The 24,964-nt window shown below is 40.6% G+C and carries 20 protein-coding genes, 2 tRNA genes and 1 pseudogene; 15 read left to right on the top strand and 8 right to left on the bottom strand.

From position 1 onward, the window contains the following. Positions 1–80: 80 nt before the first annotated feature. From B8983_RS03435 to acs, 3 genes are all read right to left on the bottom strand, one after another. Positions 81–317: a DUF3820 family protein gene (locus B8983_RS03435; protein WP_084282684.1), complete on the bottom strand. Its 237-nt coding sequence runs from the start codon at positions 315–317 to the stop codon at positions 81–83. Between the two features lie 76 nt (positions 318–393). Further along, positions 394–484: transfer RNA gene (locus B8983_RS03430), tRNA-Ser, on the bottom strand. 155 nt (positions 485–639) lie between these two features. Next, positions 640–2,616, bottom strand: coding sequence for an acetate--CoA ligase (gene acs, locus B8983_RS03425; RefSeq protein WP_439650335.1), 1,977 nt, complete (start codon positions 2,614–2,616; stop codon positions 640–642). A 231-nt stretch (positions 2,617–2,847) separates the two neighbouring features. On the opposite strand from acs, the gene B8983_RS03420 reads away from it, so the two are divergent. The 5 genes from B8983_RS03420 to B8983_RS03400 are packed head-to-tail and all read left to right on the top strand — an operon-like array spanning position 2,848 to position 7,067. After that, positions 2,848–4,368, top strand: a complete 1,521-nt coding sequence (locus tag B8983_RS03420; RefSeq protein WP_084282680.1) for a fumarate hydratase — start codon at positions 2,848–2,850, stop codon at positions 4,366–4,368. Positions 4,369–4,398: 30 nt separating this feature from the next. Beyond that, positions 4,399–5,193, top strand: a complete 795-nt coding sequence (gene murI, locus B8983_RS03415) for a glutamate racemase (RefSeq protein WP_084282678.1) — start codon at positions 4,399–4,401, stop codon at positions 5,191–5,193. Beyond that, positions 5,190–5,912 carry an energy transducer TonB gene (locus tag B8983_RS03410; RefSeq protein WP_084282676.1) on the top strand — a complete coding sequence of 241 codons (723 nt, stop codon included), beginning with the start codon at positions 5,190–5,192 and terminating at the stop codon, positions 5,910–5,912. The genes murI and B8983_RS03410 overlap by 4 nt, the downstream gene beginning before the upstream one ends. 26 nt (positions 5,913–5,938) lie before the next feature. Next, positions 5,939–6,652: a MotA/TolQ/ExbB proton channel family protein gene (locus B8983_RS03405; protein ID WP_143736079.1), complete on the top strand. Its 714-nt coding sequence runs from the start codon at positions 5,939–5,941 to the stop codon at positions 6,650–6,652. Between the two features lies 1 nt (position 6,653). Further along, positions 6,654–7,067: an ExbD/TolR family protein gene (locus B8983_RS03400; RefSeq protein WP_084282674.1), complete on the top strand. Its 414-nt coding sequence runs from the start codon at positions 6,654–6,656 to the stop codon at positions 7,065–7,067. A 29-nt stretch (positions 7,068–7,096) separates the two neighbouring features. On the opposite strand, the gene B8983_RS03395 is transcribed toward B8983_RS03400, so the two are convergent. Then, entirely contained in the window at positions 7,097–8,068 is a 972-nt protein-coding gene (locus B8983_RS03395) for a tripartite tricarboxylate transporter substrate binding protein (RefSeq protein ID WP_084282672.1), read from the bottom strand. A gap of 158 nt (positions 8,069–8,226) precedes the next feature. After that, positions 8,227–8,315 (bottom strand) — tRNA-Leu (locus B8983_RS03390). A gap of 145 nt (positions 8,316–8,460) precedes the next feature. Here B8983_RS03390 and B8983_RS03385 point away from each other — a divergent pair. From B8983_RS03385 to B8983_RS03365, 5 genes are all read left to right on the top strand, one after another. Further along, positions 8,461–9,669: an ABC transporter substrate-binding protein gene (locus B8983_RS03385; RefSeq protein WP_084282670.1), complete on the top strand. Its 1,209-nt coding sequence runs from the start codon at positions 8,461–8,463 to the stop codon at positions 9,667–9,669. 123 nt (positions 9,670–9,792) lie between these two features. Then, positions 9,793–10,671 carry a branched-chain amino acid ABC transporter permease gene (locus B8983_RS03380; RefSeq protein ID WP_084282669.1) on the top strand — a complete coding sequence of 293 codons (879 nt, stop codon included), beginning with the start codon at positions 9,793–9,795 and terminating at the stop codon, positions 10,669–10,671. Positions 10,672–10,676: 5 nt separating this feature from the next. Beyond that, a complete protein-coding gene (locus B8983_RS03375; RefSeq protein WP_084282708.1) occupies positions 10,677–12,614 on the top strand; it encodes a branched-chain amino acid ABC transporter ATP-binding protein/permease in 1,938 nt (645 codons plus the stop codon). Between the two features lie 29 nt (positions 12,615–12,643). Continuing rightward, positions 12,644–13,366 carry an ABC transporter ATP-binding protein gene (locus B8983_RS03370; protein WP_084282667.1) on the top strand — a complete coding sequence of 241 codons (723 nt, stop codon included), beginning with the start codon at positions 12,644–12,646 and terminating at the stop codon, positions 13,364–13,366. 244 nt (positions 13,367–13,610) lie between these two features. Next, positions 13,611–15,992 (top strand): penicillin acylase family protein, encoded by a 2,382-nt coding sequence (locus tag B8983_RS03365; RefSeq protein ID WP_159460798.1) that lies wholly within the window; start codon positions 13,611–13,613, stop codon positions 15,990–15,992. A gap of 79 nt (positions 15,993–16,071) precedes the next feature. On the opposite strand, the gene B8983_RS03360 is transcribed toward B8983_RS03365, so the two are convergent. The 3 genes from B8983_RS03360 to recQ form a co-directional block, all read right to left on the bottom strand. After that, the gene (locus B8983_RS03360; RefSeq protein ID WP_084282663.1) at positions 16,072–16,929 is read right to left on the bottom strand and encodes an alpha/beta fold hydrolase; all 858 of its coding nucleotides are present in this window, start codon (positions 16,927–16,929) and stop codon (positions 16,072–16,074) included. Between the two features lie 80 nt (positions 16,930–17,009). Continuing rightward, positions 17,010–18,950, bottom strand: a complete 1,941-nt coding sequence (locus B8983_RS03355) for a GGDEF domain-containing phosphodiesterase (RefSeq protein ID WP_084282661.1) — start codon at positions 18,948–18,950, stop codon at positions 17,010–17,012. A 260-nt stretch (positions 18,951–19,210) separates the two neighbouring features. Beyond that, positions 19,211–21,058, bottom strand: a complete 1,848-nt coding sequence (recQ, locus tag B8983_RS03350; protein ID WP_084282659.1) for a DNA helicase RecQ — start codon at positions 21,056–21,058, stop codon at positions 19,211–19,213. Positions 21,059–21,628: 570 nt separating this feature from the next. On the opposite strand from recQ, the pseudogene B8983_RS14445 reads away from it, so the two are divergent. The 5 genes and pseudogenes from B8983_RS14445 to B8983_RS03330 all read left to right on the top strand — a co-directional run. Further along, positions 21,629–21,676 (top strand): annotated as a pseudogene (locus B8983_RS14445) (hypothetical protein); the annotation flags it as partial. 13 nt (positions 21,677–21,689) lie between these two features. Further along, positions 21,690–22,067, top strand: coding sequence for an enoyl-CoA hydratase-related protein (locus B8983_RS03345; RefSeq protein WP_084282657.1), 378 nt, complete (start codon positions 21,690–21,692; stop codon positions 22,065–22,067). Between the two features lie 8 nt (positions 22,068–22,075). Then, positions 22,076–23,059: a Bug family tripartite tricarboxylate transporter substrate binding protein gene (locus tag B8983_RS03340; protein WP_084282655.1), complete on the top strand. Its 984-nt coding sequence runs from the start codon at positions 22,076–22,078 to the stop codon at positions 23,057–23,059. A gap of 13 nt (positions 23,060–23,072) precedes the next feature. Beyond that, positions 23,073–24,050 carry a quinone oxidoreductase family protein gene (locus B8983_RS03335; RefSeq protein WP_084282653.1) on the top strand — a complete coding sequence of 326 codons (978 nt, stop codon included), beginning with the start codon at positions 23,073–23,075 and terminating at the stop codon, positions 24,048–24,050. 3 nt (positions 24,051–24,053) lie between these two features. Next, positions 24,054–24,857, top strand: coding sequence for an amidohydrolase family protein (locus tag B8983_RS03330; RefSeq protein WP_084282650.1), 804 nt, complete (start codon positions 24,054–24,056; stop codon positions 24,855–24,857). The last annotated feature ends 107 nt before the right edge of the window (positions 24,858–24,964 follow it).

The following is a 24,964-nucleotide window of genomic DNA, read 5'->3' as shown; positions in this document are numbered from 1 at the left end:
AAAACTACCGACTGAGAGTCTTGGCTTTATGCGGTTGGAATGGAGTAATTAATCGTGTTTAATAAATGCTCATCCCCCGATTATGGTGAAGAGCCTACAGACTTTGGATGTTTTTTTAATGGATCTAATAAATGCGTAAGTGCGTTGTGATCCAAGGTATGCATTAGTTCAAGGAGTTCGCCGAGTTGTCCTTTGGGAAAGCCCTCTCGAGCAAACCAAGCCAAATAATTTCCTGGCAGGTCGCATAGAAGTCTCCCGGCATATTTACCATAGGGCATTTTCATCGAGACTAGTTTTTCTAAGGTTTCTGGAGTCATTTAGCCTAAAAGTCTCTCACTGAGGTTCTACAGAGCAAAAAAGAGCCCCTGTTTAGAGGGGCTCTGATTAAATTACTGGCGGAAGGGGCGGGATTCGAACCCGCGGTAGGCGATTAACCTACGCACGCTTTCCAGGCGTGTGACTTAAACCGCTCATCCACCCTTCCGCTGGAATTGACTATTATACGTTGAGTTTGAATTTCTTTATAAATTCTTAGCCTCTTGTTTCATGCTGACTACAAATTTGATCATAAAAATAATTAAATAAGGGAGCCGAAGCCCCCTTAAATATAAATAACAACCTTTATTTCAAAGCTGAGAATTACACGGCATGTTTGAGTTGCTCTAAGATTCCTGGATTTTCTAGGGTTGAAGTATCTTGAGTAATATCCTCACCTTTCGCTAGGACTCTCAATAGTCTTCTCATGATTTTTCCAGAACGGGTCTTCGGCAAATTATCTCCAAAGCGAATTTCTTTTGGTTTAGCAATTGGTCCAATTTCCTTGTTGACCCAATTCCGCAGTTCTAAGGCTTTTTTCTGTGCTGCCTCACCTTCTGGTCTAGCTCCTTTGAGAACCACATAAGCCACAATTGCTTCCCCAGTTAAATCATCTGGCCGACCGACAACCGCTGCCTCCGCTACATCGCTATGTGCCACTAGGCATGATTCAATTTCCATGGTTCCCATACGGTGTCCTGACACGTTCAAGACATCATCAATTCGACCGGTAATTGTAAAGTAAGCCGTTTTAGCGTTTCTGATTGCCCCATCGCCCGCAAGGTATAAATTACCCCCTAAATCTGCTGGGAAATAGCTCTTTTTAAAACGCTCTGGGTCATTCCAAATATTACGAATCATCGACGGCCATGGCTTTTTCACGACCAAAATACCACCTTGGCCATTCGGCATATCCTGACCTGTTTCATCAACAATCGCTGCCATAATACCGGGCAAAGGTAGCGTACAAGAACCTGGCACGAGAGGTGTTGCTCCAGGTAATGGCGTAATCATATGGCCACCCGTTTCGGTTTGCCAGAAGGTATCAACAATCGGACACTTTTCACCACCCACATTCTTGTGATACCACATCCACGCTTCTGGATTAATCGGCTCACCAACAGAACCCAACAAACGCAAACTTTTTAGTTTGTAGTTCTTTGGATGTGTATCAGGATTTAAATCAGATGCTTTGATTAATGAACGGATAGCAGTTGGCGCAGTGTAAAAAATACTTACTTTATGGCGCTCAATCATGTCCCAAAAACGTCCCGCATTTGGATAAGTCGGCAAGCCTTCAAAGACAATCTGAGTACCACCAACGGAAAGTGGCCCATAAGCAATATAACTGTGACCAGTAATCCAACCAATATCTGCAGTACACCAAAACACGTCATTTTGACGAAGATCAAAAGTCCATTGCATCGTTAAATTAGCCCACAATAAATAGCCGCCAGTAGCATGAACGACACCCTTTGGCTTACCAGTCGAACCAGATGTATAGAGAACGAATAAAGGATGTTCTGCCTCAACCCACTCAGGCTCACATTTTTTTGATTGTTTCGCACTAACATCGTGCATCCAATGATCACGTCCTGGAGTAAAAGGCACTGTCTCAGAACCAGTCCGTTTATAAACAATCACATTTTTCACAATGGATTTAGCACCTAATTCGAGTGCTTCATCAACAATCGCTTTCAGAGGTAATTGTTTACCGCCACGCATTTGTTCATCAGCTGTAATAACGGTGGTTGCACCAACGTCAACAATTCTTTCCTCTAAAGATTTAGCTGAAAATCCACCGAACACGACTGAGTGCGTTGCACCAATCCTAGCGCAGGCCTGCATGGCAACCACACCCTCGATGGACATTGCCATATACAACACAACTCGATCACCTTTACCAACGCCTAAAGCACGCAAACCATTGGCAAATTTACACACTCTTTCATGTAATTCTTGATAAGAAATACGAGTCACATCTCCTGCATCTGATTCAAAAATAATCGCGGTTTTTTCACCTAAGCCTGCCTTGATAATTCTGTCCGTACAGTTATAGGACGCGTTCGTGGTGCCCTCAGAAAACCACTTATAAAAAGGTGCTTCAGATTCATCTAAAACCGTTTTAAAAGGCTTCTTCCAATAGAGAGTCTCTTTTGCTAATCTCGCCCAAGTACCATCAAAATCATTTTCAAAAGCCTGGCACATTGCTTTGTATTGCTTCATGCTAGAAATGGCAGCTTTTTTAGAAAATGCTTTAGGTGCTTGAAAAAGACGATCTTCAACTAACAATTGGGACATTCCGGACATGCTTCTCTCCTATAATATAAATTGACTAACTTATTAAGAATACAACCATCTAAATGATATGGACATCCATATAAACCATCATTTTTTTAATTATTTTTATTAAATCATGGAGCTTTTTTAGATATTCGAGTTAAAACCATTAAAATTAAAATATTGTTTAAGTTTTAGTTTTATTCAATTTCAATTTCTCTCTACTAATATAAACCCTCTTTAATTCTTACTATGACAATTATCCGACAAGAAGACTTTATTAAAAGTATCGCTGATGGCTTTCAGTATATTTCCTACTATCACCCGCTTGACTATATCCAAGCATTAGGGAAGGCTTACGATCGTGAAGAAAGCCCAGCTGCAAAGGATGCAATTGCACAAATTTTGACTAATAGCAGGATGTGTGCTGAAGGCAAACGTCCCTTGTGTCAGGACACAGGTATTGCTGTAGTGTTCTTAAAGGTCGGGATGAATGTTCAGTGGGATGCCAAGATGAGTGTTACTGACATGGTCAACGAAGGTGTCAGACGTGCCTACGGAAATCATGAAAACCCGTTAAGAGCATCTATCTTAAGAGATCCTGCAGGTAAAAGATCCAATACGAAGGACAACACACCGGCTGTCATTCATTATGAAATCGTTGAAGGGGATTCCGTTGACGTGATTTGCGCGGCTAAAGGTGGTGGATCTGAAAACAAAAGCAAACTAGTGATGCTCAATCCCTCAGACTCAATTGTTGATTGGGTTTTAAAAACGCTCCCTACCATGGGTGCTGGTTGGTGTCCTCCAGGCATTTTAGGGATTGGTATTGGTGGTACACCTGAAAAAGCGATGCTATTAGCTAAAGAATCTTTAATGGACCCCATTAATATTCATGACTTGATTGAAAAAGGCCCGCAAAACAAAGTGGAAGAGTTACGCTTGGAACTCTTTGAAAAAGTAAATTCTTTAGGAATTGGTGCACAAGGTTTAGGTGGTTTGACCACAGTAGTGGATGTGAAAATCTTAGATTATCCAACCCATGCTGCTTCTTTACCGGTTGCGATGATTCCAAATTGTGCTGCAACACGTCATATTCATTTTCACCTGAACGGCGCAGGCCCAGCGATCTTACCGGTGCCAAATTTAGACGACTGGCCTGATGTTGCTTGGAAAGCAGATACAGAAAAATCGAAGCGAATCAATCTCGATACATTAACGCCAGAAGAAGTTGCAAGTTGGACACCAGGACAAACACTTCTTCTGAACGGCAAAATGTATACCGGCCGTGATGCGGCCCATCAACGTATCGAAAAAATGTTGGCGGCAGGTGAAGCATTGCCAGTTGATTTTAAAAACAAAGTCATTTATTACGTTGGACCAGTAGACCCAGTCCGTGATGAAGCCGTTGGTCCTGCAGGTCCAACCACTTCGACCAGAATGGATAAGTTTACTGAAATGATGCTAGCAAATACTGGATTGATTGGGATGATTGGTAAAGCCGAACGTGGCCCAGCAGCTATTGAAGCCATCAAAAAACACCAAGCAGCTTATCTCATGGCGGTTGGCGGAGCAGCATACCTTGTTTCTAAAGCAATTGAAACGGCGAAGGTAGTTGGATTTGCTGACTTAGGCATGGAAGCGATTTACGAATTTGAAGTCAAGGACATGCCTGTTACTGTAGCTGTAGATTCAAAAGGTACCTCAGTACACAATACTGGGCCTTTAGAATGGCAAGCTAAGATTGGTAAGATTCCAGTCAAAGTGATGTAAATCTTTTCTCAATCCTAACTGAATCATTCATTGACTAAGATTGGCGTATTCGACTCAGGCATAGGCGGACTTTCCGTCTTGAATGAAGCATTACGCCAATTACCAGGACATGAATACGTCTATTTGGCAGATTCTTCTAATACGCCCTATGGAGAGCGCCCCAGTGAGTGGGTAGCTAATCGCAGTTTAAAACTATGCAGTTGGTTGATTGAGGAACAAAGCTGTGAAGCAATTGTTGTCGCTTGTAACACAGCTACTGCCCAAGCAATCGCCATGATTCGAGATCATTTTCAAAGTACCCCTATTATTGGTGTTGAGCCAGGCATTAAGCCGGCTGCCGCTTTAAGTCCCAATAAAAAAATAGGCGTTTTAGCTACCCAAAGCACACTATCTAGTGAAAAGTTTAAACGCCTACTGGAGTCTTTAGTGGGCGATTGTCAATTTATCACTCAAGCTGGACTTGGTCTAGTACCGCTGATAGAAAAGGGAAATTTGAATGCGCCTGAGCTGGAAGAATTAATTACAAAATACGTTCAAACCTTTGTTGATTTTGGAGCTGATACTTTAGTTCTAGGTTGTACGCACTATCCATTCTTAATTCCTATGATTCAAAAGAAGTTTGGAAATCAATTACAGGTGATTGATACGAGCTCTGCCATCATTAAACAATTAGCCCGGAAAATCCTGGTAGTGCCGAGTCAACAAACTACCCGAGTAAAATTATTCACAACCGGTGATGCCCAATTGATCCTAGATCAAACGAATCATTTAATCGGTTGTCAAAACCCCAATACTCAGTTAGAAGCAGTTTCAGTCGCCCTATGATGCAAGTCTTCTCAAAACATCTTCGCGATCTCGTGATCTTTTTGATCGTCGTTTTAGTGCATGCCGCTTTGCTGATTACCTTACAACAATTTGACAAAAATAGCCAAGTTCCAGAGAAGGTTGAAATGCTACAAGCAGAGTTAATTCCACCTTCAAGCGTCCCGAAGCCAAAGCCACCTGAGCCGATAAAAGAAGTGCCCAAGCCGCCGGAAAAATCGCCACCACCGCCAAAAATACTTGCAATTGCTCCAGAAAAATCAAAAGCATTAAGTACGCCAACGCCGGAACCAGTCAAAGAAATCTCACAGAAAAAAACAATTTCTGAGCCTGCTCCTGAGGCCACTGCTAGTCCACAAGATACTAAAATTGCCGCACCTGTGAGTAAAGCTGCTCAAACTCAAAGTAACAACGAGGTTGGCGTAGAGGGTGGCTCCATTAAGTTAAGTCAATTAAAAATGATTTACAAACCGGACACAAATGTTTTTTATCCTAGAATTTCAAAAGATATTGGGGAACAAGGTACAGTAGGTGTCATTCTTTATATTGACGAGACTGGCTCCGTTGCAAGAACCCAGGTCCTTCGCTCTAGCGGCTTTAAACGCTTGGATAAAGCCGCAGAAGAGTTGTGTTCCAGAATTCGCTTTAGTCCCTATTTAGTCGATGGCAATCCAACTAGCGTTAGTGCCGGAATATCGATTAAATTTGAAATGAATCGTTGAATTAAAATATTAACTGAGAAAAAATTATGAATCCAACTATGACCTCATCCGAATTTGGTATTGCCCATTTCTGGGCCTCGGGGGATACCATATCCCATTTCGTGGCTATTCTGCTGATTCTGATGTCCATTGGCTCTTGGTTTGTATTAGTGACTAAATTCATTCATCTTTGGAAAATTAAATCACTTAGCGCCGAAGTAAGTGAGTTTTGGAAGCAAACCTCTTGGCAGGATGGTTTAAATTATTTTTCCAAACCGGATATCAATCCATTCCAACAATTGGCGACGACTTCCTACCGCGTCACTCAAGAGCATCGAGTATCGATTGAAGCCTTGGCAAGTAATAAATCATTATCGAAGCATTTAACTGCAGAAGATTGGTTAGCTAGTTCCATTAAATCAGAACTAGATGCCATTATTAAAAACCTACAAAATGGCCTTGCATTCTTGGCATCAACTGGCGCTACCGCACCATTTATTGGTCTATTTGGTACAGTGTGGGGTATATACCATGCCCTGATGACCATCGGTTTGACAGGCTCAGCCTCCTTAGATCAGGTCGCAGGTCCCATCGGAGAAGCTTTAGTGATGACCGCATTAGGCCTTACCGTTGCGATCCCCGCAGTACTTGGATATAACGCACTTAACAAAGCCAATCGTGACATTGTGAATGAACTCAAGCACTTTGCCGAAGACTTACATACCTTTATGATGACCACTTCAACGGATAAAAGGGCTTGATATGGCATTTAGTAACCCTTCCGATAACGACGATCAAGGACTGATGGCTGAAATCAATATGACGCCTTTTGTTGATGTTATGTTGGTACTACTGATCATCTTCATTGTGACCTTACCGGTGATTCAACATTCAGTCAAAATTGAACTCCCCAAAGCTAGTAGCTCGGTGAGCGCTGCAAAACCAGAAATGATACAAGTCTCGATTGATAAAAATAGTCAGATTTATTGGAATAATGAACAAGTGAGTCTTTCGGAATATTCACAAAGAGCTCAAACTGCTGCTAATAACAACCCTCCCCCAGAGGTTAGCTTGAGGGCAGATCGAAGAGTCATGTATGAAATCGTTGCGCAAGTGCTAAGTACTTCCAAAAAAATGGGCTTAACCAAGATCGGCTTTGTAACTGAAGTCAATTAATGGATTACCTTGATAAAAGGTAGATGACATTAATTGACCTTAATATTTGCAGTCTTTACTAATTCTCGCCACATTTTTAATTCTTTTTCTAGCAAGTTTTGCATCTCTTCTGGCTCAGTATGAAAAGGCGTCGCACCTTCATTGACTAGCCTAGTTTTTAAAGGCTCTTTGGCGGATGCAATACGAATTTCTCGATTTAATTTTTTTAAAATTTCAGGGGGCAATTTTGCTGGGGCAACAACACCCCACCAAGTAGTGATATTAAATCCAGGAACGCCAGACTCTGCAACGGTCGGGACTTGTGGAAAAAGATTGGATCTTTTGTCACTCGTCATCGCTAACAAAGTGACTTTATTGCTTTTTACATATTGCAACATCGTTGGCATGGTCGCAAAAAAAACTTGTACACGACCAGCAAGCAAATCAAGAGTGGCTGGACCACTGCCCTTATAAGGCACATGGGTCATTTCTAAGCTAGTTTTTTGTTTAAAGAGCTCACCCGCTAAATGATTAATGCTACCTTGTCCAGCCGAACAAAAATTAACTCCCGTCGGATTAGATTTTGTGTATTTAATCAGATCCTGAATAGAATTGAGACCCAATTCAGAATTTGCAACCACCATCAAAGGACCCCGACCAATCATCGCAATCGGGGAAAAATCTTTGATGACATCATAAGTTAAGGTGGTTTCTGTAGCAGCATGCGTAATAAAAGTAGAAGTCACAAATAACAAGGTATAGCCATCAGGATCCGCTTTAGCTACCATTTGAGCACCTATAGCCCCCCCACCACCAGCCCTGTTATCGACAATCACTGCTTGGCCCAACTGTTCCGTTAAATTCTTTGCCAAATCACGGGCAATGCTATCTGTTCCACCACCGGGAGCAAAAGGTACAACTAAATTAATAGGTTTTTGCGGAAAATCTTTGGCAATAACAGTTGTACTCCACAGAGTCAGCGCAATAACTGTCATTAAAGTTTGAATTAAATTAGGCTTCATGGGAAGATCACTCAGTAAAAGATTGCATTATATTTTCACCCACGATTTTACTGTGAGTTAAGTTGAATGTGCGTACAGATGAGATATGCGCTGGAGTCAACGCTAAGAAAAGACTTATAAAAAGTCTAGTGAATACAGTGAAGGTATTCGATTAAAGATGGTGCCCGAGGCCGGAATCGAACCGGCACGACTTTTTTGAGTCGGCAGATTTTAAGTCTGCTGTGTCTACCGATTTCACCACTCGGGCACGCGAAAGAAAGATAATAGCACAAACTTATCTCAAAGGGCAAACCCCTAGTGATTAAAAATTTACTTGTGATTAGAATTCAGAACTGTGATAAATTGTTTTTTAGCATTTTTTTAGGATTTTTAACGTTTAACTTGGAGAGAAGATGAAATTCAAAAACCAATTAAAAGCAATTGCACTAGCAAGTGCGTTGTTAGTAGGCACTGCAATGGCACAAGAGACGATTAAGATTGGCGTCACAGGACCATTTACTGGCGGCTCCTCTTCAATGGGGGTCAGCATGCGTGATGGCGTTCGTTTGGCTGCTACAGAAATTAATGCTGCTGGTGGTATTTTTGGCAGAAAAATCCAATTGGTTGAACGTGATGATGAAGCACAAAATGCTCGCGGCGTGGCAATTGCTCAAGAATTAGTTAATAACGAAAAAATTATTGCTGACGTTGGCTTTATTAATACTGGTGTGGCTTTAGCTGCACAAAGAATTTATCAAGATGCGAAAATTCCGGTATTTAATAACGTGGCGACTGGAACGATCATTACTAAGCAATTTGATAAAGAACCAAATAACTATATCTTTAGAAATGCAGCACGTGATGAAATTCAAGCACCGATGATTGTTAAAGAAGCGATTGAAAAACGTGGTTTCAAAAAAGTTGCTATTTTGGCTGACTCCACTAACTACGGTGAACTTGGTAAAGCTGACTTATTGAAAGCACTCGCAGAAAAAGGCATTACTCCTGTTGCGGTTGAAAAATTCAACATTAAAGATGTGGATATGACTTCACAGTTGTTAAAAGCAAAAGAAGCCGGCGCAGAAGTTATTCTTACCTACGCTATTGGACCTGAGTTAGCACAAATTGCCAACGGTATGGCAAAACTTGGCTGGAAAAAACCAATGATTGGTAGCTGGACTTTATCAATGGCTAACTTCATTGATACCGCAGGTAAAAATGGTGAAGGTGCACGTATGCCACAAACCTTCATTCAAGAAGCCAACACGCAAAAACGTAAAGCATTTATTGATTCCTATTTAAAAACCTTCAAACCGAAAAATGGCCGTATTGATTCGCCAGTTTCAGCGGCTCAAGGTTACGACTCAATCTATCTATTAGCGGCTGCGATTAAACAAGCTGGCTCAACAGATGGTGAGAGAATTCGTGATGCGTTAGAAAATCTAAATACCAAGGTTGAAGGTATTGTGACTGTTTATGACAAGCCATTTTCTAAGACCGATCATGAAGCTGTGACTGACAATATCCCAGTAATGGGTGAAGTTAAAAATGGTCGTGTGGTTTATGCCTATCAGGAAGATGCTGAAAAAGGTGCAGATATCCGCTTGAAAAAGAAGAAGTAATTCTTTAATATCTCATCAGTTGTAAAAATAGGCGCTACCTTTGTAGCGCCTTTAGTCTATTTAAGGCTCTTTTTTATTTATAATAGCCTGTTGTTCATTAATTAACTAACTTTTGGTTATCCCATGGAAATTCTGATTCAATTAATCTTTAGCGGCATCGCACTCGGCATGATTTATGCTGTGATTGCCTTTGGATATCAACTAACGTTTGCAACATCAGGCACGCTCAACTTTGGTCAGGGTGAGGCGCTCATGCTTGGTGCATTGGTGGGTCTTACCTGTGTAGAGGATTTTGGCATCAACTACTGGTTGATGATTCCTATCGTTTGTATCTTTGGTGCGCTCCAAGGTAGCTTTGTAGAGGCTATAGGTGTGCGCCCTGCGATCAAAATCAAATCTGAATTTGGTTGGATTATGTCGACCATCGCTTTAGGAATTATTTTCAAGAACGTAGCAGAAAATATTTGGGGCAGAGACGATTTAAGATTCCCATCCCCCATCAGTGAAGACCCAATCCCTTTTCTAGGTGCAAATATATTACCAATGGAAATTTTAGTGGTTGCTGGGGCAATTCTGATGATGGTGATGGTTGAATGGTTCAATCGTAAAACCATTTACGGTAAAGCAGTCGTAGCAACCTCGAACGACCGTGATGCAGCAAGTTTGATGGGGATCAATACCGGTATTGTGATTATGTTCTCTTATGCTCTGTCCTCATTAACTGCGGCCTTTGCTGGAGTATTAGTTGCTCCCTTAACTCTAACTGGGGCCACAATGGGTGCTTCATTAGGTTTAAAAGCATTTGCCGTGGCAATTATTGGTGGACTATCGAGTGGTTTCGGAATCATTATTGGCGGTCTGATCCTTGGAATTACAGAAACTACGACTGGCTTTTATATTTCCACAGGCTACAAAGATGTACCTGGCCTTCTATTACTCCTATTAGTCCTTGCCTTAAAGCCTTCTGGACTATTCGGTAAAACAGCAATTAAAAAAGTATAAGTATGATGAAAATTAATAAATTAATCCCTTTATTGTTGGCAGTTGTGGCGCTACTGTGCTTTCCTTTAGTGCTTGACAACCCCTACTACATTCATTTGGCTTCAACCATTTTGATTTATATCATTCTCCTTTTTGGATTAGATATCGTGGTGGGTTACACAGGTCAAGTATCTCTGGGCCATGCTGGTCTATTTGGTGTCGGCTCTTACACTGCTGGTGTGCTCTTCTTCCATTTGGGCTTGCCTTTTTATGTAACCGTTCCTGCAGCGATTGTTGTGACGGCAATTTTTGGCGGCTTGTTAGCTCTTCCCGCTTTAAAGGTAATTGGCCCCTACTTAGCGATGGTCACCTTAGCCTTTGGTACGATCTTACAGATTCTCATTAATGAAATGAGTTTTTTAACGGAAGGACCGTTAGGAATCAAACTGACTAAACCCATGATATTTGGTCATGAAGCATCAGAAAAAGAATTTTTCTGGATTGCTGCTTTAGCCATGTTATTAGCCTTAGTGGTTGTTCATCGCATTTTAAAATCACAACTTGGTCGTGCTTTTGAAGCTTTGAGAGATAGCCCTGTCGCGTGCGACTGTATGGGTGTGTCAGTTTATCGATTCAAAGTGTACGCTTTTGTGATAAGTGCTGGGTTTGCTGGATTTGCTGGCGCTCTGTATTCTTACTCAGAAAAATATATTTCGCCAAATACCTATAACAACGAATTGACCATTTTATTCCTCCTTGGCATCATCATGGGTGGTCGTAAATCACGCTTAGGTGCAATCTTAGGTGCAACCATTATTGTTCTGCTCCCGAAGTTACTTGATGATATTGGTCTGTTTAGAATCGTTTCGATTACGCTCGCAACGCTCGTTACTTTAGGCTCAATTTTGGCAATTTCGAAAGGGATTACCAACTTGAAAAAAGTTTCGATTCCAGTTCTAGGTACAGTTGCTTTAGCACTATTTTCATTGTGGCTAGACAATATTACTGATTGGCGTCTGAGTATTTTTGGAGTCATGATCCTCCTCGTTGTTTACTACCTACAAGATGGTATTGTCGGTTTCTTTAGAAACTTCTATATCTCCCTATTTGGTAAAAAAGTAGAAGCGATTACTGAGTCCGTCATTACGAATGAGAATTACGACAACATTATTAGTCAAGCCGATACCGCTGATAAGGGGCCAAATATTCTAAATATCGAGTCCATCTTAATGCAATTTGGTGGCTTGAAAGCGCTTAACTTAGTGGATATTTCTATTAAACGTGGCACTGTTCATGGCTTAATTGGCCCGAATGGTTCAGGTAAAAGTACGATGATGAACGTCCTCACCGGTATTTATATCCCCACTGCTGGTGATGTTAAATTTGAAAATCAAAGCGTCGTTGGTAAAACATCCTCTGAGATTGCCCTATCAGGTATCGCTAGAACCTTCCAAAACGTTCAGTTATTTGGTGAAATGACTGCTCTTGAAAATATCTTAGTTGGCCTGCACCATTCTTTTGAGTCGAACTTGTTTGAGGTCTCTTTGCATCTACCTCGTTACTTGAGAGAAGAAAGTAGCGCTAGACATCGTGCACTTGGCTTACTAAAGTTTGTCGGATTAGAGTCATTAGCCAATGAAGAGGCACGCAACCTGCCCTACGGGAAACAAAGGATGTTAGAGATTGCTAGAGCATTAGCTTTAGATCCTAATTTGTTATTACTAGACGAGCCTGCAGCAGGTTTAACGGCTCCTGATATTAAAGAGTTGTTGACGGTGATTCGTAAAATCCGCGATCATGGTATTACGATCATTTTGATCGAACATCATATGGACGTTGTCATGAGTGTCTGTGACAAGATTTCTGTTTTAGACTTTGGTGAAAAAATTGCTGAAGGAGTTGCTTCTGAAATTCAGAGTAATGCAAAAGTGATTGAAGCTTACTTAGGTGGTTCTCCAGCCTAAGCCATCATTTCTAATACGAAGGAATAAATATGTTATCAATTAAAAATTTACAAGCTGGTTACGGTAAGGTTCAAGTTTTACACGGCATCAGTATTGAAGTACCGAAGAGTCAAGTCATTACTCTCATTGGTTCCAACGGAGCTGGTAAGACGACAACGATGCGTTCGATTACTGGGATGATTAAACCAACCAGTGGCCAAATTCTTTTGGATGGAACAGATATTACTGGGGCAGACTCTTTTAAGGTTGCTCGCTTAGGACTTGCCCATTCACCAGAAGGTAGAAGAGTGTTTTCTACCATGTCAGTGACGGATAATTTAATCTTAGGTGCCTTCCCTCGCTTAACTTTTAGTAGGCCTAAAGGGGATGTAAAAGGCGATTTAGAGAAAGCGATGGAGTTATTTCCACGTCTAAAAGAACGTAGAAATCAATTGGCTGGAACGCTCTCAGGTGGCGAACAACAGATGTTAGCAATGGCCAGAGCCATCATGCTCAACCCAGAAGTGATTCTACTCGATGAACCATCAATGGGCCTTGCACCAATATTAGTGGATGAAGTGTTCCGCATCATTGAACGTTTGAAGTCACAAGGGGTCACGATGTTACTGGTAGAACAGTTTGCTGCTGCGGCTTTAGCCGTTGCAGATTATGGCTACGTGATGGAAAACGGTCACATTAAGGTACATGGACCCGCTGACCAATTGAAAAATGATCCTGCTGTTATTGCTGCCTATTTAGGCGGTAGTCACTAATTCACGGACTACTTCAACAATGGCCTCATTGTATGTAATGAGGCCATTTTTCTTTCTAGACTTTACAATAGACATTGTTCGAATCAAATTCAATTTTGCTTGCCTAAACAGATCATTGACTCCACGTTCATCTGTTCAACATCATCAGTAAGAGAAAATCAGAATACCCATGCGAAATCAGTTTTTCAATCCTCGTATTAATAAACTCTTTAAATACTTTTTTTTAGGCTTGCTCTTTCTATTGATGTTAATTGGATCAGTGCTAGGGGTTTATTTGTATTCCGCTAAATCCAGCATGAAAGGCAAAAGTACCGTAGCCGGTCTTCGGGATGAGGTCATGATTGCGTTTGATGAAAGTGACATCCCTCATGTTGAAGCAAAATCTACCAATGATGCACTCTATGCTTTAGGCTATCTGCATGCAAGAGAGCGAGGCTGGCAATTAGAGTTTAATCGTCGACTAGCTTCTGGCTCCTTATCAGAAATTTTGGGGGAGAAATCGCTACGGATTGATCAATTTATTCGTACTTTAGGGATTCGTTCTGCTGCGCGTAATCAATATGAACAGTTACCAAGTGAGACAAAACTCGCACTCGAGGCCTATGCGAATGGCATTAATGCTGGTTTCGCAGATCTTGGTTGGGCTCTTCCAGTAGAGTTCATACTACTCGGTACCAAGCCAGGTTTATGGACACCAATCGACAGCATGAGTTGGATGATGATGATGGCCTTAGACCTAGGGGATAACTGGTCGAAGGAGGTGATCCGGCTACAACTTGCCAGCGTTTTGACGACCGATGAAATTTGGCAGATCTTACCTCCCTATCCTGGTGATCAACCCGCGACAAAGATTGATTTCGCCAAACTATACAAAGATCGAGGAATTTATCAGGCTAGTTCAAACAGTGTCGAAACCCTAGCTAGCAACAGTTATCAAGTTCAAGACCTATTACCGATGGGACAAGATGGTAAAGGTTCAAATAACTGGGTACTTTCAGGTACCCAAACGACTTCTGGTAAACCGATTCTAGCGAATGATCCTCACCTAGGATTATCAACCCCCTCCACTTGGTACTTTGTTCACCTCAAATCCAAAGATATGAACATTATTGGTGGCTCAATGCCAGGCCTACCAGGTGTGATTTTAGGCCACACCTCTAAGGTAGCTTGGGGATTTACCAATACAGGCGCGGATGTACAAGATTTATTTATCGATCAGATTCAAACTTCTAATCCTAGCCAATATGTAACAGCAACTGGTTCTGAGTTTTTTAAAGTTCGTCGAGAAACGATCAGTGTCAAAGGACAGAAGTCAGTCTCCTTATTGGTTCGAGAAACACAACATGGCCCTGTCATTTCGGATGTTTTTGAACCCTTAAAAAAGTTAATTAATACAGATAAGTATGTCGTCAGTTTGAAATGGAGTGCTCTAGATAAAAAGAATCAATCCATCCTTGCTCTACTTCATGTCAATCAATCAAATTCGATCGAAGATTTAAAGAAAGCCTTTAGTCACTTTTATGCTCCCATGCAAAATATCGTAATGGCCGATGTAGACGGCAATATTGGCTTCATGGCGGCGGGGGTTGCTCCAAAGAGGACAGCTCAAAATAGTATGGCCGGAGTAGCTCCTGTTTTTGGCTGGGAGGCTAAAAACGAATGGGGAGCCTATCTCACTATGGAAGAATTACCCCATGATTTTTCCTCGAATCCCAATGGGATTGCAACGGCAAATCATAAAATCCAAGGCGATCATTCGCAATACTCTTTAACTGCAGACTGGTCTTCACCCTATCGTTTTGATCGAATCAATCAACTCATTCAAGCTAAACCAAAACATGACATGGCATCTAATATGGCGATTCAAGCAGATACGCTCTCATTAGCTGCACAACCACTGATAGAGTTACTCAAAGAAACTGCAAGGCAAGAGCCTGCTTTCCAAAAAATGGTGCCTTTGCTCGACAGATTTCAGGGTGAGATGAAAGTTGATGACGGGGGTGCATTAATCTTTAATGTTTGGGTTGATCAATTGACAAGGCTGGTTTTCAAACCAAAACTAGGCACTTTCTTTGAAGAGATTTATCGTCAGCGAAATTTAAGAGAGGGTCTCATTCAAATTCTGAATGATCCTGACTCTTCCTGGTGTGATGTGCCGGCGACTGAGAAAAAAGAACTTTGCAAAGATTTAAGTCCTCAAGCATTAAAATTCACGCTAGATTATGTATCGAGACGTTACGGGGACAGCCCCAATGCTTGGAAATGGGGTCGAGCTCATACTGCCATTAGTCAACATCATCCAATGAGCAACGTACCTTTTCTAAAGAGCCTTTTTGAATTACATACCCCAATCCCAGGTGATACCTTTACGGTCAATGTAGGACGGATGAATTACAGTAATCCAGAGGAGCCGTATGCTGCTAACTTAGCACCAGGGATGAGAATGATTTATGATTTAAGTAACTTAGATCAATCGATTTTTATGGGCATTGGTGGGCAATCTGGTTGGGTACAAAGTAAGCGCTATCGAGAATATTTGGGGCTTTGGAGTGCCGATAATTATTTACCTTTATCGACTAACTCATCTGCAGCAAATCAAGCGAGCTTCTTGCTAAAAGCCAAATAAATTGAAGCAATCGGGTCTAAAGTACCCGCGTCTATCGACCGAAAGACTCTCGATCATGATTGCAAAGAGAGGATGACTCCTATTTTTTGATAGGAGGTATTGTCAACCACTCTGCCAACAATTGATTTATTTCATCGGCCTTTTCATACTGAATCCAGTGACCCGCTCCAAAGCACACTCGAGTCCTTACGGTTGGAAGTCTCATTAAAGTAATTTCTTCTAATATTTTTGGATCTCCAGTGACATCAAACTCACCCCAAATAAGAATAATTTGAGTGGACGCAGATGCCTGAATTTTTTCTAATTTTTCAAATAGTCCACCAGACCAAGAAATTTCTCTACTTTTAAAGCGACAAGTTGTGCAAGCACGAGTCTGAATATCAACTGCATTCGCATCAACCACAGACTCCTGATAAATCATGTGCATTAATAAATTGTGGCGCATGCAATCATATAAAGCAGTCATATCCTGTTTAGCAAATGCGTCTTTCCAGTTAATCAGTTCCCCTCTTGGTCTTCGCTCTACATGGTGACCTACTGCGCCTAAGATGGCTAAATGCCGAACATTTCCACGATCAATGGCTAGTTGACTGCCGACTAATCCGCCAAATGAAAAGCAGACAACATCAATTTCATCCTCAGGCTTGATAAGTTGATGAAGACTCTCCATCAAAGGGACTAATAAAGACTCGATGGTATGCTCAGGGGCTTTATCTGACTCGCCAAAACCTGGCATATCAGGAACAAGAACACGGTAATTTTTTCCAAAAAACTCGATATTTTTTTCCCAGTGCAGGTGATTACCAAAACCACCATGCAATAAAACAAGAGGCTTACCGACCCCCATTTCATACCATACAACATCACCGCTTTGCGTAGTGAGTTGGTGTCTTTTTAAGCGCGTGGAAAGGGCATGTGGAGTGAGAATTGAGTTCATAACTTATGCTAATGGAAATGTAAATAATTAATATTATCCATCATCATTCAGCGGTGAACTTGAATAGTGAGGAATTCGAGTTATTTAATCAATTTTGGATCAATTACAAAATTTCTTAAGGCATCAAACTGAATTGGTCTTGAATAAACATATCCCTGTATAAAATCCATCCCTACATCATCTAGTAAAGATAATTGTTGGGTGGTTTCAACACCTTCTGAAATGACCTCGCAATCAAATTCATGGGCAAGTTGCGTAATAAACTTACAAATTAATAAAGATTTAGAACTAGATTCAATATTATCAATCAGGGATTTATCAATTTTTAAATAATCAAAGGGTAACTGATTCAATTGTGACAATGAAGAATAACCAATCCCAAAATCATCCAGAGCTAGTTGAAAGCCAATCTCTTTCAGTTCATGAATCACTTTCAAGATTTCAGGAGTAACGTACAACAGGGCGCCTTCAGTAATTTCTAAAACAATCCCTTGGATGTCGTTACCAAAACTCTTGAAGTAATGGATGTATTCTGGATTAGAGACACAATAGTTTAAGCACTCAGGTGGGAAGTTAATACTGACTCGGAATTCCGCTGAGTTTTCGCTCTGTAAAATTTTTAGTTTTTCAATAGATTGCTCAAAGACCCAGTTTGTCAGCTTGATAATACTGCCATTATTAGTTGCCAAGGGAATAAACAAATTGGGACCTAACAACCCTAATTGAGGATGATTCCACCGCAAAAGAGCTTCAACTTTTGAAAATTGATGTGGGTTTCTAAAAACAATTGGTTGAAAAAATAATTCAAATTGATTGTCAAGAATTGCTTCTTCTATTTCACTAGCGAGTTTGACGGTCTTTTGTAGATCCGTGGACATTTGATGATGGAAATAAACTGGATTTATCGTATCTAGTTCAATGGCTTTTAATAAAGCCATATTAGAGTTACTGATTAACTCATCAACATTATTTCCATCGTCCGGCCAAAATGCAATTCCTACCCGTTGAATAGAAAGTAAAGACTCATTTTTAATATCAAAACTCGCCTGAAAATTAGTAAATATTTTTTGAATACTGGCTTCGGTAAACTGCTCACCAGTTATGTTATTCAACACTCCAACAAACTCACCCTTTGATGTTCTCGCCGTTAATTCTGGTCTAAACAGATTCCCTATTTTTTTGACTAAATTATCTAAAATATAGTCATCAAATTTACTGTTATTAATAATTAAAAACTCGTCCAGCTGCAATATTCTTAAGCTGCAAAGAACCAAATCTTCACTGGGGTTTTTTTCCATATAAAGCCCTAACTCTTTTCTCATCGAATTAGGTGTTAAAAGTCCGGTTTGAAAATCTCTTAACAAAGCATCATTCCGCTCCTTAGTGATTTCTACCAAATTTACCGACAACCTGGAAGATAACTCACTCAAACTATCCAAGATCATGGCAGTTTTTTCGCCCAGAAATCCTCTTTCACGCATCACTACTTGCATGATCAGAAGGACAGTCACGAAGTCAATTAACATTCGAGCTGATTGTTTCTCATCAATCGAGGAAACAAATAAAGTGTAAGTGGCTAAGCCAATTAAACCTAAATTAAAGATCAAGGACCATCTAGGATTAATCATGATAGAAATTAATACTAGTAATGATGGGAGGTAAAACAATGGATCAGAGCCTTTGGCAACAATGGCCAATACATAAAAGAAGAGACAACTCAAAACAATGATGAATCCGGCACCTTGATTAAACTGCAACTTTTGAATCTTAAATAATGCAAACAAGACCAGCAGGGTGAGCGTTAAGCCTCCAGAGAGTAGGATGGTATTGTGAATATCCAGGGAAAAGGTATGCGACAAAATACAAATGACCACAAATGCAATGACAAAGAAAATATTTAAAACGCGAAGCGTTTGTTCTCTGATCTGAAACTGACCTTGATGAAGATTACGAAGGAGGCCTGATAGGCTTTCCGCTTCTTTAATTAACTTCTCTTCTGTATCTTTACTAAATTTTTTCAATTGTCTGGGCCAAGAATGAAACTCATGCTAATTTCAGAGATATAACTACAAGTATTGTTGATAAAGGTTTGAATGTTATGGTAATTTATTCGACAATACATTATTTTCTACACCGCTATCTCTGTCAACCAATTTCACTCATTTAATGCGAATAACCACATTTATTTTAAATAAATTTCAATAACTTATGAAAATTCTGGCTTGATTATTAAGATTTAAGCGCAATGAACTGGCTTTTCTGAGAAGAGAACCATTTTTAGTTAGTTTTCAGGATCCAGTTGATCTTGAAAAGATTGAATCACTTCGATAAATTGACGGCCGTATTTTTCTAATTTAGCCTGACCAACACCATTTAAACGTTTGAACTGCTCTAAGTTTGTTGGTGTTAATTTCATCATTTCTAGAAGAGTACTATCATGAAAAATAACATAGGGAGGCACCCCCTGTTCGTGAGCCAACTCCGTGCGTTGTGCTTTTAAAGCAATAAAGAGCTGCTCCTCAGCAGAGTTAGTAACCACATGTTGCGCCTTCTTTAAATTACTAACTTTAGAAATTTGACTCTTCGTTTTACCAGCATCTTTCCGTAACCACATTTCTTGCTGACCTCTTAAAACTGGCAACGCCAATTCATCAACTAGTTTTAAACCACCGTATAACGCAATATCCGCATTCAAAAATCCACCGGCGACTAATTGACGATAAACACTATTCCACTCAGATTGAGAGAGCTCCTTACCAATGCCAAAGGTACTGACTGTATCATGCCCAAACTCTTTCACTTTGACAGTTTCTTTGCCTAGTAAGACATCAATCAGATGGGTCACTCCAAAGCGCTGCCCTGTTCGATACACACAAGATAAGGCTTTTTGTACTTCAGCAGTAGCGAGCCATGTGGAAACAGGCTCTAAACAATTATCACAATGCCCACAAGATCCAGGGTGATCTTCCCCAAAATAGCGCAAGATACTTTGATGACGGCAAGTAATCGACTCACAGTAACCTAATAAGGCATTTAGCTTTTGACGTTCTACCCGCTTCCGATCTTCGGAGGCATCCCCAGAGTCGACCATTTGTCGAAGACTCACGACATCGCCAAAGCCATAGGCCATCCATGCGTTAGCTGGCAACCCATCACGACCCGCTCTACCTGTTTCTTGATAATAGCCTTCCATACTTTTAGGCAAGTCGAGATGAGCCACAAATCGAACATTCGGCTTATCAATCCCCATGCCAAAAGCAACCGTCGCAACCATAATCACACCCTCTTCCCGTAAGAAGCGTCTTTGATTGAAGTCACGTACTTGCGTACTTAAACCTGCATGGTAAGGCATTGCATCCCAACCACGATCTTTTAACCATTGCGCAGTTTCATCTACACTACGCCGAGATAAACAGTAGACAATCCCAGAGTCATTGGTATGCTCCGCATCTAAAAATGCTTCTAACTGTTGCTTAATATGATCTTTTTGTAAAACCCGATAGCGAATATTGGGACGATCAAAGCTTGAGACAAATTGTTTCGCGGACTCTAAAGATAATCGTTCAATAATTTCCGCACGCGTTGGAGCATCTGCGGTCGCGGTCAAAGCTACTCTTGGAATATGGGGAAAACGTTCCTGTAAAACAGTTAATTGGCGATATTCAGGACGAAAATCGTGGCCCCATTGCGACACACAATGAGCCTCATCAATCGCAAATAAGGCAATTTTTGAGTCCAGATTCAAACGCTCTAAAAGTAATAAGAAACTTGAACTTAACAGTCGCTCAGGTGCTACGTAAATTAAATCTAAATCTCCAGCCAATAACTGTTTCGTAACTTTTTGAGAAGTTTCGAAATCTAAGCTAGAGTTTAAAAACGCAGCCCGAACACCTAACTGCTTTAATGCATCCACTTGATCTTGCATGAGAGCGATTAAAGGAGATACAACGACACCAACACCATTCCGAATAAGGGATGGTAGTTGATAACAAATTGATTTTCCAGCACCAGTTGGCATCAAAACTAGGGCGTCACCACCCTGCACAATGTGTTGGACTATCGTTTCCTGAGCTCCTCTGAAGTGTTCAAAGCCAAAAACATTTAGCAATACTTGATGAATCTTATCCATAGTCCGGTGAGTGAAAACTTGATGATTAAATGACGATTACTGACTGATCAACGATGGACAAATGAAAATATATTGAACCAATTCAATGTGTTTTAAGAATACTAAAAGGAAAGATTACTGCAGGCGCAAGAGGGAATCATATTAGATAGGTAAGCAATTGATTGAAGTAAATACTTTTAATTCCCCAACTAAAATCACCTCCAATATCCTATTCTACTCATGAAGTTTGGACACCTTTGCTTAAAAAACTTGAAAGCCTTTTTGGTTTTTGGGAATTGTGCCCCCCCTGCAACTCAAACTCATAAACTGAGATTCCCCCTATTAGGTCAAAATGCGAAACTTAATGATACTAAATTGGCAGTAGTTTAATTACTATTGTTTAATTTATGACATTACATTAATCTAAGATTATTTAATGACATAAATAATTTTTAGCTATTTTTACATATTTCTAATCTTAATAATGAAAAATGGGGTTGAATAGCACAAAGCCTGACCACCTTATTGATTTACATATCCAAAGATCCTGTATGTTGTTGAGATTTGAAGAAATGAAAAAAGAATACCGCAATTACCAGAATAGAACCAGGTCCTGTCGTTCGAATTTTTACAACTGAACTAGCAGGAACTGATGCGCTCACTGTTTATTTCAAGACAATTAATGGAAGACTGTTGGAGCTTCACCGCCTCAAACTCAAGCGTCGTGTTGAAGACAAAAAACTACGAAGCCGAGGTCAGTTGGAAATATAGAACACAGGAAGGCTTGGAATGGGGGCTTGTAAATGCGGTTGTTCCCCAAGCTGAACTAGAGAGGTGGTATCAAGAAATCTTTGCCATTAGCCCTTCAGTAATCAGTATTGCCAGGGGATCTTTTCATGCGGCTTCAGATTTCATTAAAGGCATTGGCTCACTTGGGATGCAAGTTATCAAGTTGTTTTATGAAACTGAGGAATCAAAAGAGGGTGTAGAATCTTTTTTAGAAGAACGTAAGCCTAATTTCAGAAAGTAAGAATATAGATGAGCGCCAAATTCATAGAAAGATTAATTGGTTTTTTTCTCCTATTACTAGCTTCTTTTGCTCAAGCGCAAAATGTTGAGACCAATTACCCCACGAAACCAATCCGGATTATTATTCCTCAAAGTTCGGGGTCAGCAACAGATACCTTAATTCGTCTCATTGCTCCTAAATTAACCGAGCAACTGGGGCAAGCGCTTATTTTAGAAAACAAATTAGGTGCAGGTGGCATTATTGGCGCAGATTATGTTGCTAAATCTGCACCAGATGGATATACCTTATTAATTGGCGCAACCTCTTGGATTACCATTGCCCCGCATGTGTATAGCAAATTGAGTTATGACGCACAAAAAGATTTAGCTCCGATTTCTATTTTTGCAGTTGGTCAAAACGTATTAGCGGTTGCAGCTACATCACCGTTTATGAACGTCAAAGATTTGGTTGCGAGCATAAAAGCTAATCCTAATAGTTTGAATATGGCCTCAGCAGGAATTGGATCAACCAGCCATTTAGCAGGAGAAATGCTGACCTCCATGGGAAATGTATCCGCGGTACATATTCCTTATAAAGGGGCTGGACCTTCAGTCATGTCTTTATTATCTGGTGAGTCACAATGGGTTTTTACACCGATGCAAGGGCCGATTGCATTGATTCGATCGGGTAGGTTAAGAGCTCTTGCAGTAGGCGGAAATGTTCGTTCAGCAATTTTGCCAGAAGTACCTACCGTGAAAGAAGCTGGCATTGAAGGCTACGAGATGAAAAATTGGTATGGATTACTCGCACCTGCGGGAACTCCTAAAGCCATTATTGATAAATTAAATGCTGCAATTGTCAAAGTGATAAGCTCACCAGAAATTAAAGAACAGTTTTATGCACAAGGATCTGAGCCCGCATCAAACTCACCTCAGGAATTTAGTCAGTTTATTCGCGAAGAAACAGAGCGGATGTCAAAATTAGTAAAAAAAGCTGGTATTAAGATCGAATAAATAAGGAAGAATCATGCAAGCATTACGATTTAATCAAACTGGAGATTTAAATAATTTAGAGCTTGTTGAAATGCCTATCCCATCTTTAGGTAAAGATGAAGTTTTAATTGAAGTTAAAGCAGGAAGGTTGAACAGAAACGATATATCTAACGTCATGGGTCGACTACCATATACAACCATTCCAAGAACTCCGGGGCGTGATTATTCTGGGATTATTCAGCAGGGTCCTGCCGAACTCATTGGTAAAGAAGTTTGGGGAACGGGCAAAGAAAATGGTTTTATTCAAGACGGCAGTCATGCTGCGTATATGAAAGTTCATCAAAGTGCGATTTCGATGAAGCCACAAGCCTTGTCTTTTGTTGAGGCGGCTAATTGCGGGACTCCTTATATCACTGCTTGGGGAGCTATTCAATCCTGTCATGTAAAAGACGGTACGCGAATCGTTATTATTGGTGCAAATGGAGCGGTTGGTAATGCTGCTGTAGAGTTAGCCAAAAAAAATAAAGCTACTGTGTTAGGTTTGGTACGTACAGAAGAACATCTAGCGACCATAAAAGAACAAGAAATATTTGCAGATCTCTTACCAAATGCTTCAGATGAGAAAGCACTTAAAAGGCTAATTTGGAAATACTTTCCAGAAGGGCCTGATGTGATTTTTGACACCACTGGCCATTGGTTGCCTGGTTCAATATCCGCAATAGGTAAATTTGGTCAAGTTGCGGTAATCGTTGCGCCAGGGAATGGACAAGTCACCATTTCAGTAAGAGATTTATATCGAAATGGGGCAAGTATCATCGGCGTAAATTCATTACTCTATTCGGGGAGTGAATGTGCAGCCATTTTTAATGGGCTTGCGAAAGATTTTGATCAGCACCTTCTGCACCCACCTCAACATATACAAACCCATGCACTTAAAAATGCTATTGGGGTTTATAAAGCTGTTCAAGATGGATTGGCAAATGGTATGCATGTATTTATTCCGGAGCACTAATATATGAAAATTATTGATGCGCATGTGCATATTTGGGAAAGTGGTAAACCTCGTGGAGCCCACCGTCAAGAACCATATTCATCTACAGAAATATTAGAGGATATGCAATTCGCTGGGGTAGATGCAGCCATCATTCAACCCCCAGCTTGGGATCTTAATGCTAATCAAATTGCTATTGAGGCAGCAAGAAAATACCCGCAACGATTTGGTATTTTAGGAAATTTCCCATTAGATAGTGAAGATCCGAAATCGATTTTGAAGCATTGGAAGCAACAACCAGGTATGTTGGGGCTGAGATATATTCTTAATGACCCCAAACATAAAACTTGGATGATGGGTAGTGAATTAGATTGGCTGTGGTCTGGAGCTCAGGAAAACGCAATTCCGATTGCCATAGCCGCCAGTAGTCATCTCGAAGTTTTTGCTTCGATTGCAAGGCGTTATCCAGAGTTAAAGCTCATCGTTGATCATCTAGGGGTACCTATAGATGCTACCGGCGATTCAGCGTTTGCACAGATGGACATCCTAAAAGAATTGGCTACCTTTTCCAATATCGCCATGAAGGCTACTGCAGTTCCAGCGTACGCTAATGACCCTTACCCTTACAAAAGCATTGAGCACTACGTTCAGCAAATTTATAGCTATTTTGGACCAGAGCGTTTCTTTTGGGGAAGCGATATTACCAAACTGAAATGTACTTGGCGTGAGTCAATTGATTTGTTTGTTAATGAATACCAATGGATTAGCCCTGAAGAAATTGAGCTAGTGATGGGTAAAGCAATTGCGCAGTGGTTATACTGGGAATAATCATCCCCAGAAATAGGAGTAAGTTATAAATCAGGCCTTAGTCTGAGGATGTTTGCAAAATAGCTAAGTGTTAGCACTTAGCTGGTGTGAGTGTTTCTCGCCTCCTA

This window comes from Polynucleobacter kasalickyi (genome assembly GCF_900176405.1).
GTDB lineage: Bacteria > Pseudomonadota > Gammaproteobacteria > Burkholderiales > Burkholderiaceae > Polynucleobacter > Polynucleobacter kasalickyi.
Note: the sequence above shows the minus strand (reverse complement) of the source record. Positions and strands in the feature narration are given on the sequence as shown.

Excerpts from the sequence above, each read along its gene's own strand:
- B8983_RS03405 (WP_143736079.1), top strand. The coding sequence starts at position 5,939 with ATGAATCCAACTATGACCTCATCCGAATTTGGTATTGCCCATTTCTGG.
- acs (WP_439650335.1), bottom strand. The coding sequence starts at position 2,616 with ATGTCCCAATTGTTAGTTGAAGATCGTCTTTTTCAAGCACCTAAAGCA.
- B8983_RS03385 (WP_084282670.1), top strand. The coding sequence starts at position 8,461 with ATGAAATTCAAAAACCAATTAAAAGCAATTGCACTAGCAAGTGCGTTG.
- B8983_RS03375 (WP_084282708.1), top strand. The coding sequence starts at position 10,677 with ATGAAAATTAATAAATTAATCCCTTTATTGTTGGCAGTTGTGGCGCTA.
- recQ (WP_084282659.1), bottom strand. The coding sequence starts at position 21,058 with ATGGATAAGATTCATCAAGTATTGCTAAATGTTTTTGGCTTTGAACAC.
- B8983_RS03435 (WP_084282684.1), bottom strand. The coding sequence starts at position 317 with ATGACTCCAGAAACCTTAGAAAAACTAGTCTCGATGAAAATGCCCTAT.
- B8983_RS03345 (WP_084282657.1), top strand. The coding sequence starts at position 21,690 with ATGCGCTCACTGTTTATTTCAAGACAATTAATGGAAGACTGTTGGAGC.
- B8983_RS03395 (WP_084282672.1), bottom strand. The coding sequence starts at position 8,068 with ATGAAGCCTAATTTAATTCAAACTTTAATGACAGTTATTGCGCTGACT.
- B8983_RS03420 (WP_084282680.1), top strand. The coding sequence starts at position 2,848 with ATGACAATTATCCGACAAGAAGACTTTATTAAAAGTATCGCTGATGGC.
- B8983_RS03365 (WP_159460798.1), top strand. The coding sequence starts at position 13,611 with ATGTTAATTGGATCAGTGCTAGGGGTTTATTTGTATTCCGCTAAATCC.
- B8983_RS03335 (WP_084282653.1), top strand. The coding sequence starts at position 23,073 with ATGCAAGCATTACGATTTAATCAAACTGGAGATTTAAATAATTTAGAG.
- B8983_RS03360 (WP_084282663.1), bottom strand. The coding sequence starts at position 16,929 with ATGAACTCAATTCTCACTCCACATGCCCTTTCCACGCGCTTAAAAAGA.
- B8983_RS03400 (WP_084282674.1), top strand. The coding sequence starts at position 6,654 with ATGGCATTTAGTAACCCTTCCGATAACGACGATCAAGGACTGATGGCT.
- B8983_RS03340 (WP_084282655.1), top strand. The coding sequence starts at position 22,076 with ATGAGCGCCAAATTCATAGAAAGATTAATTGGTTTTTTTCTCCTATTA.
- B8983_RS03330 (WP_084282650.1), top strand. The coding sequence starts at position 24,054 with ATGAAAATTATTGATGCGCATGTGCATATTTGGGAAAGTGGTAAACCT.
- B8983_RS03410 (WP_084282676.1), top strand. The coding sequence starts at position 5,190 with ATGATGCAAGTCTTCTCAAAACATCTTCGCGATCTCGTGATCTTTTTG.
- B8983_RS03380 (WP_084282669.1), top strand. The coding sequence starts at position 9,793 with ATGGAAATTCTGATTCAATTAATCTTTAGCGGCATCGCACTCGGCATG.
- B8983_RS03370 (WP_084282667.1), top strand. The coding sequence starts at position 12,644 with ATGTTATCAATTAAAAATTTACAAGCTGGTTACGGTAAGGTTCAAGTT.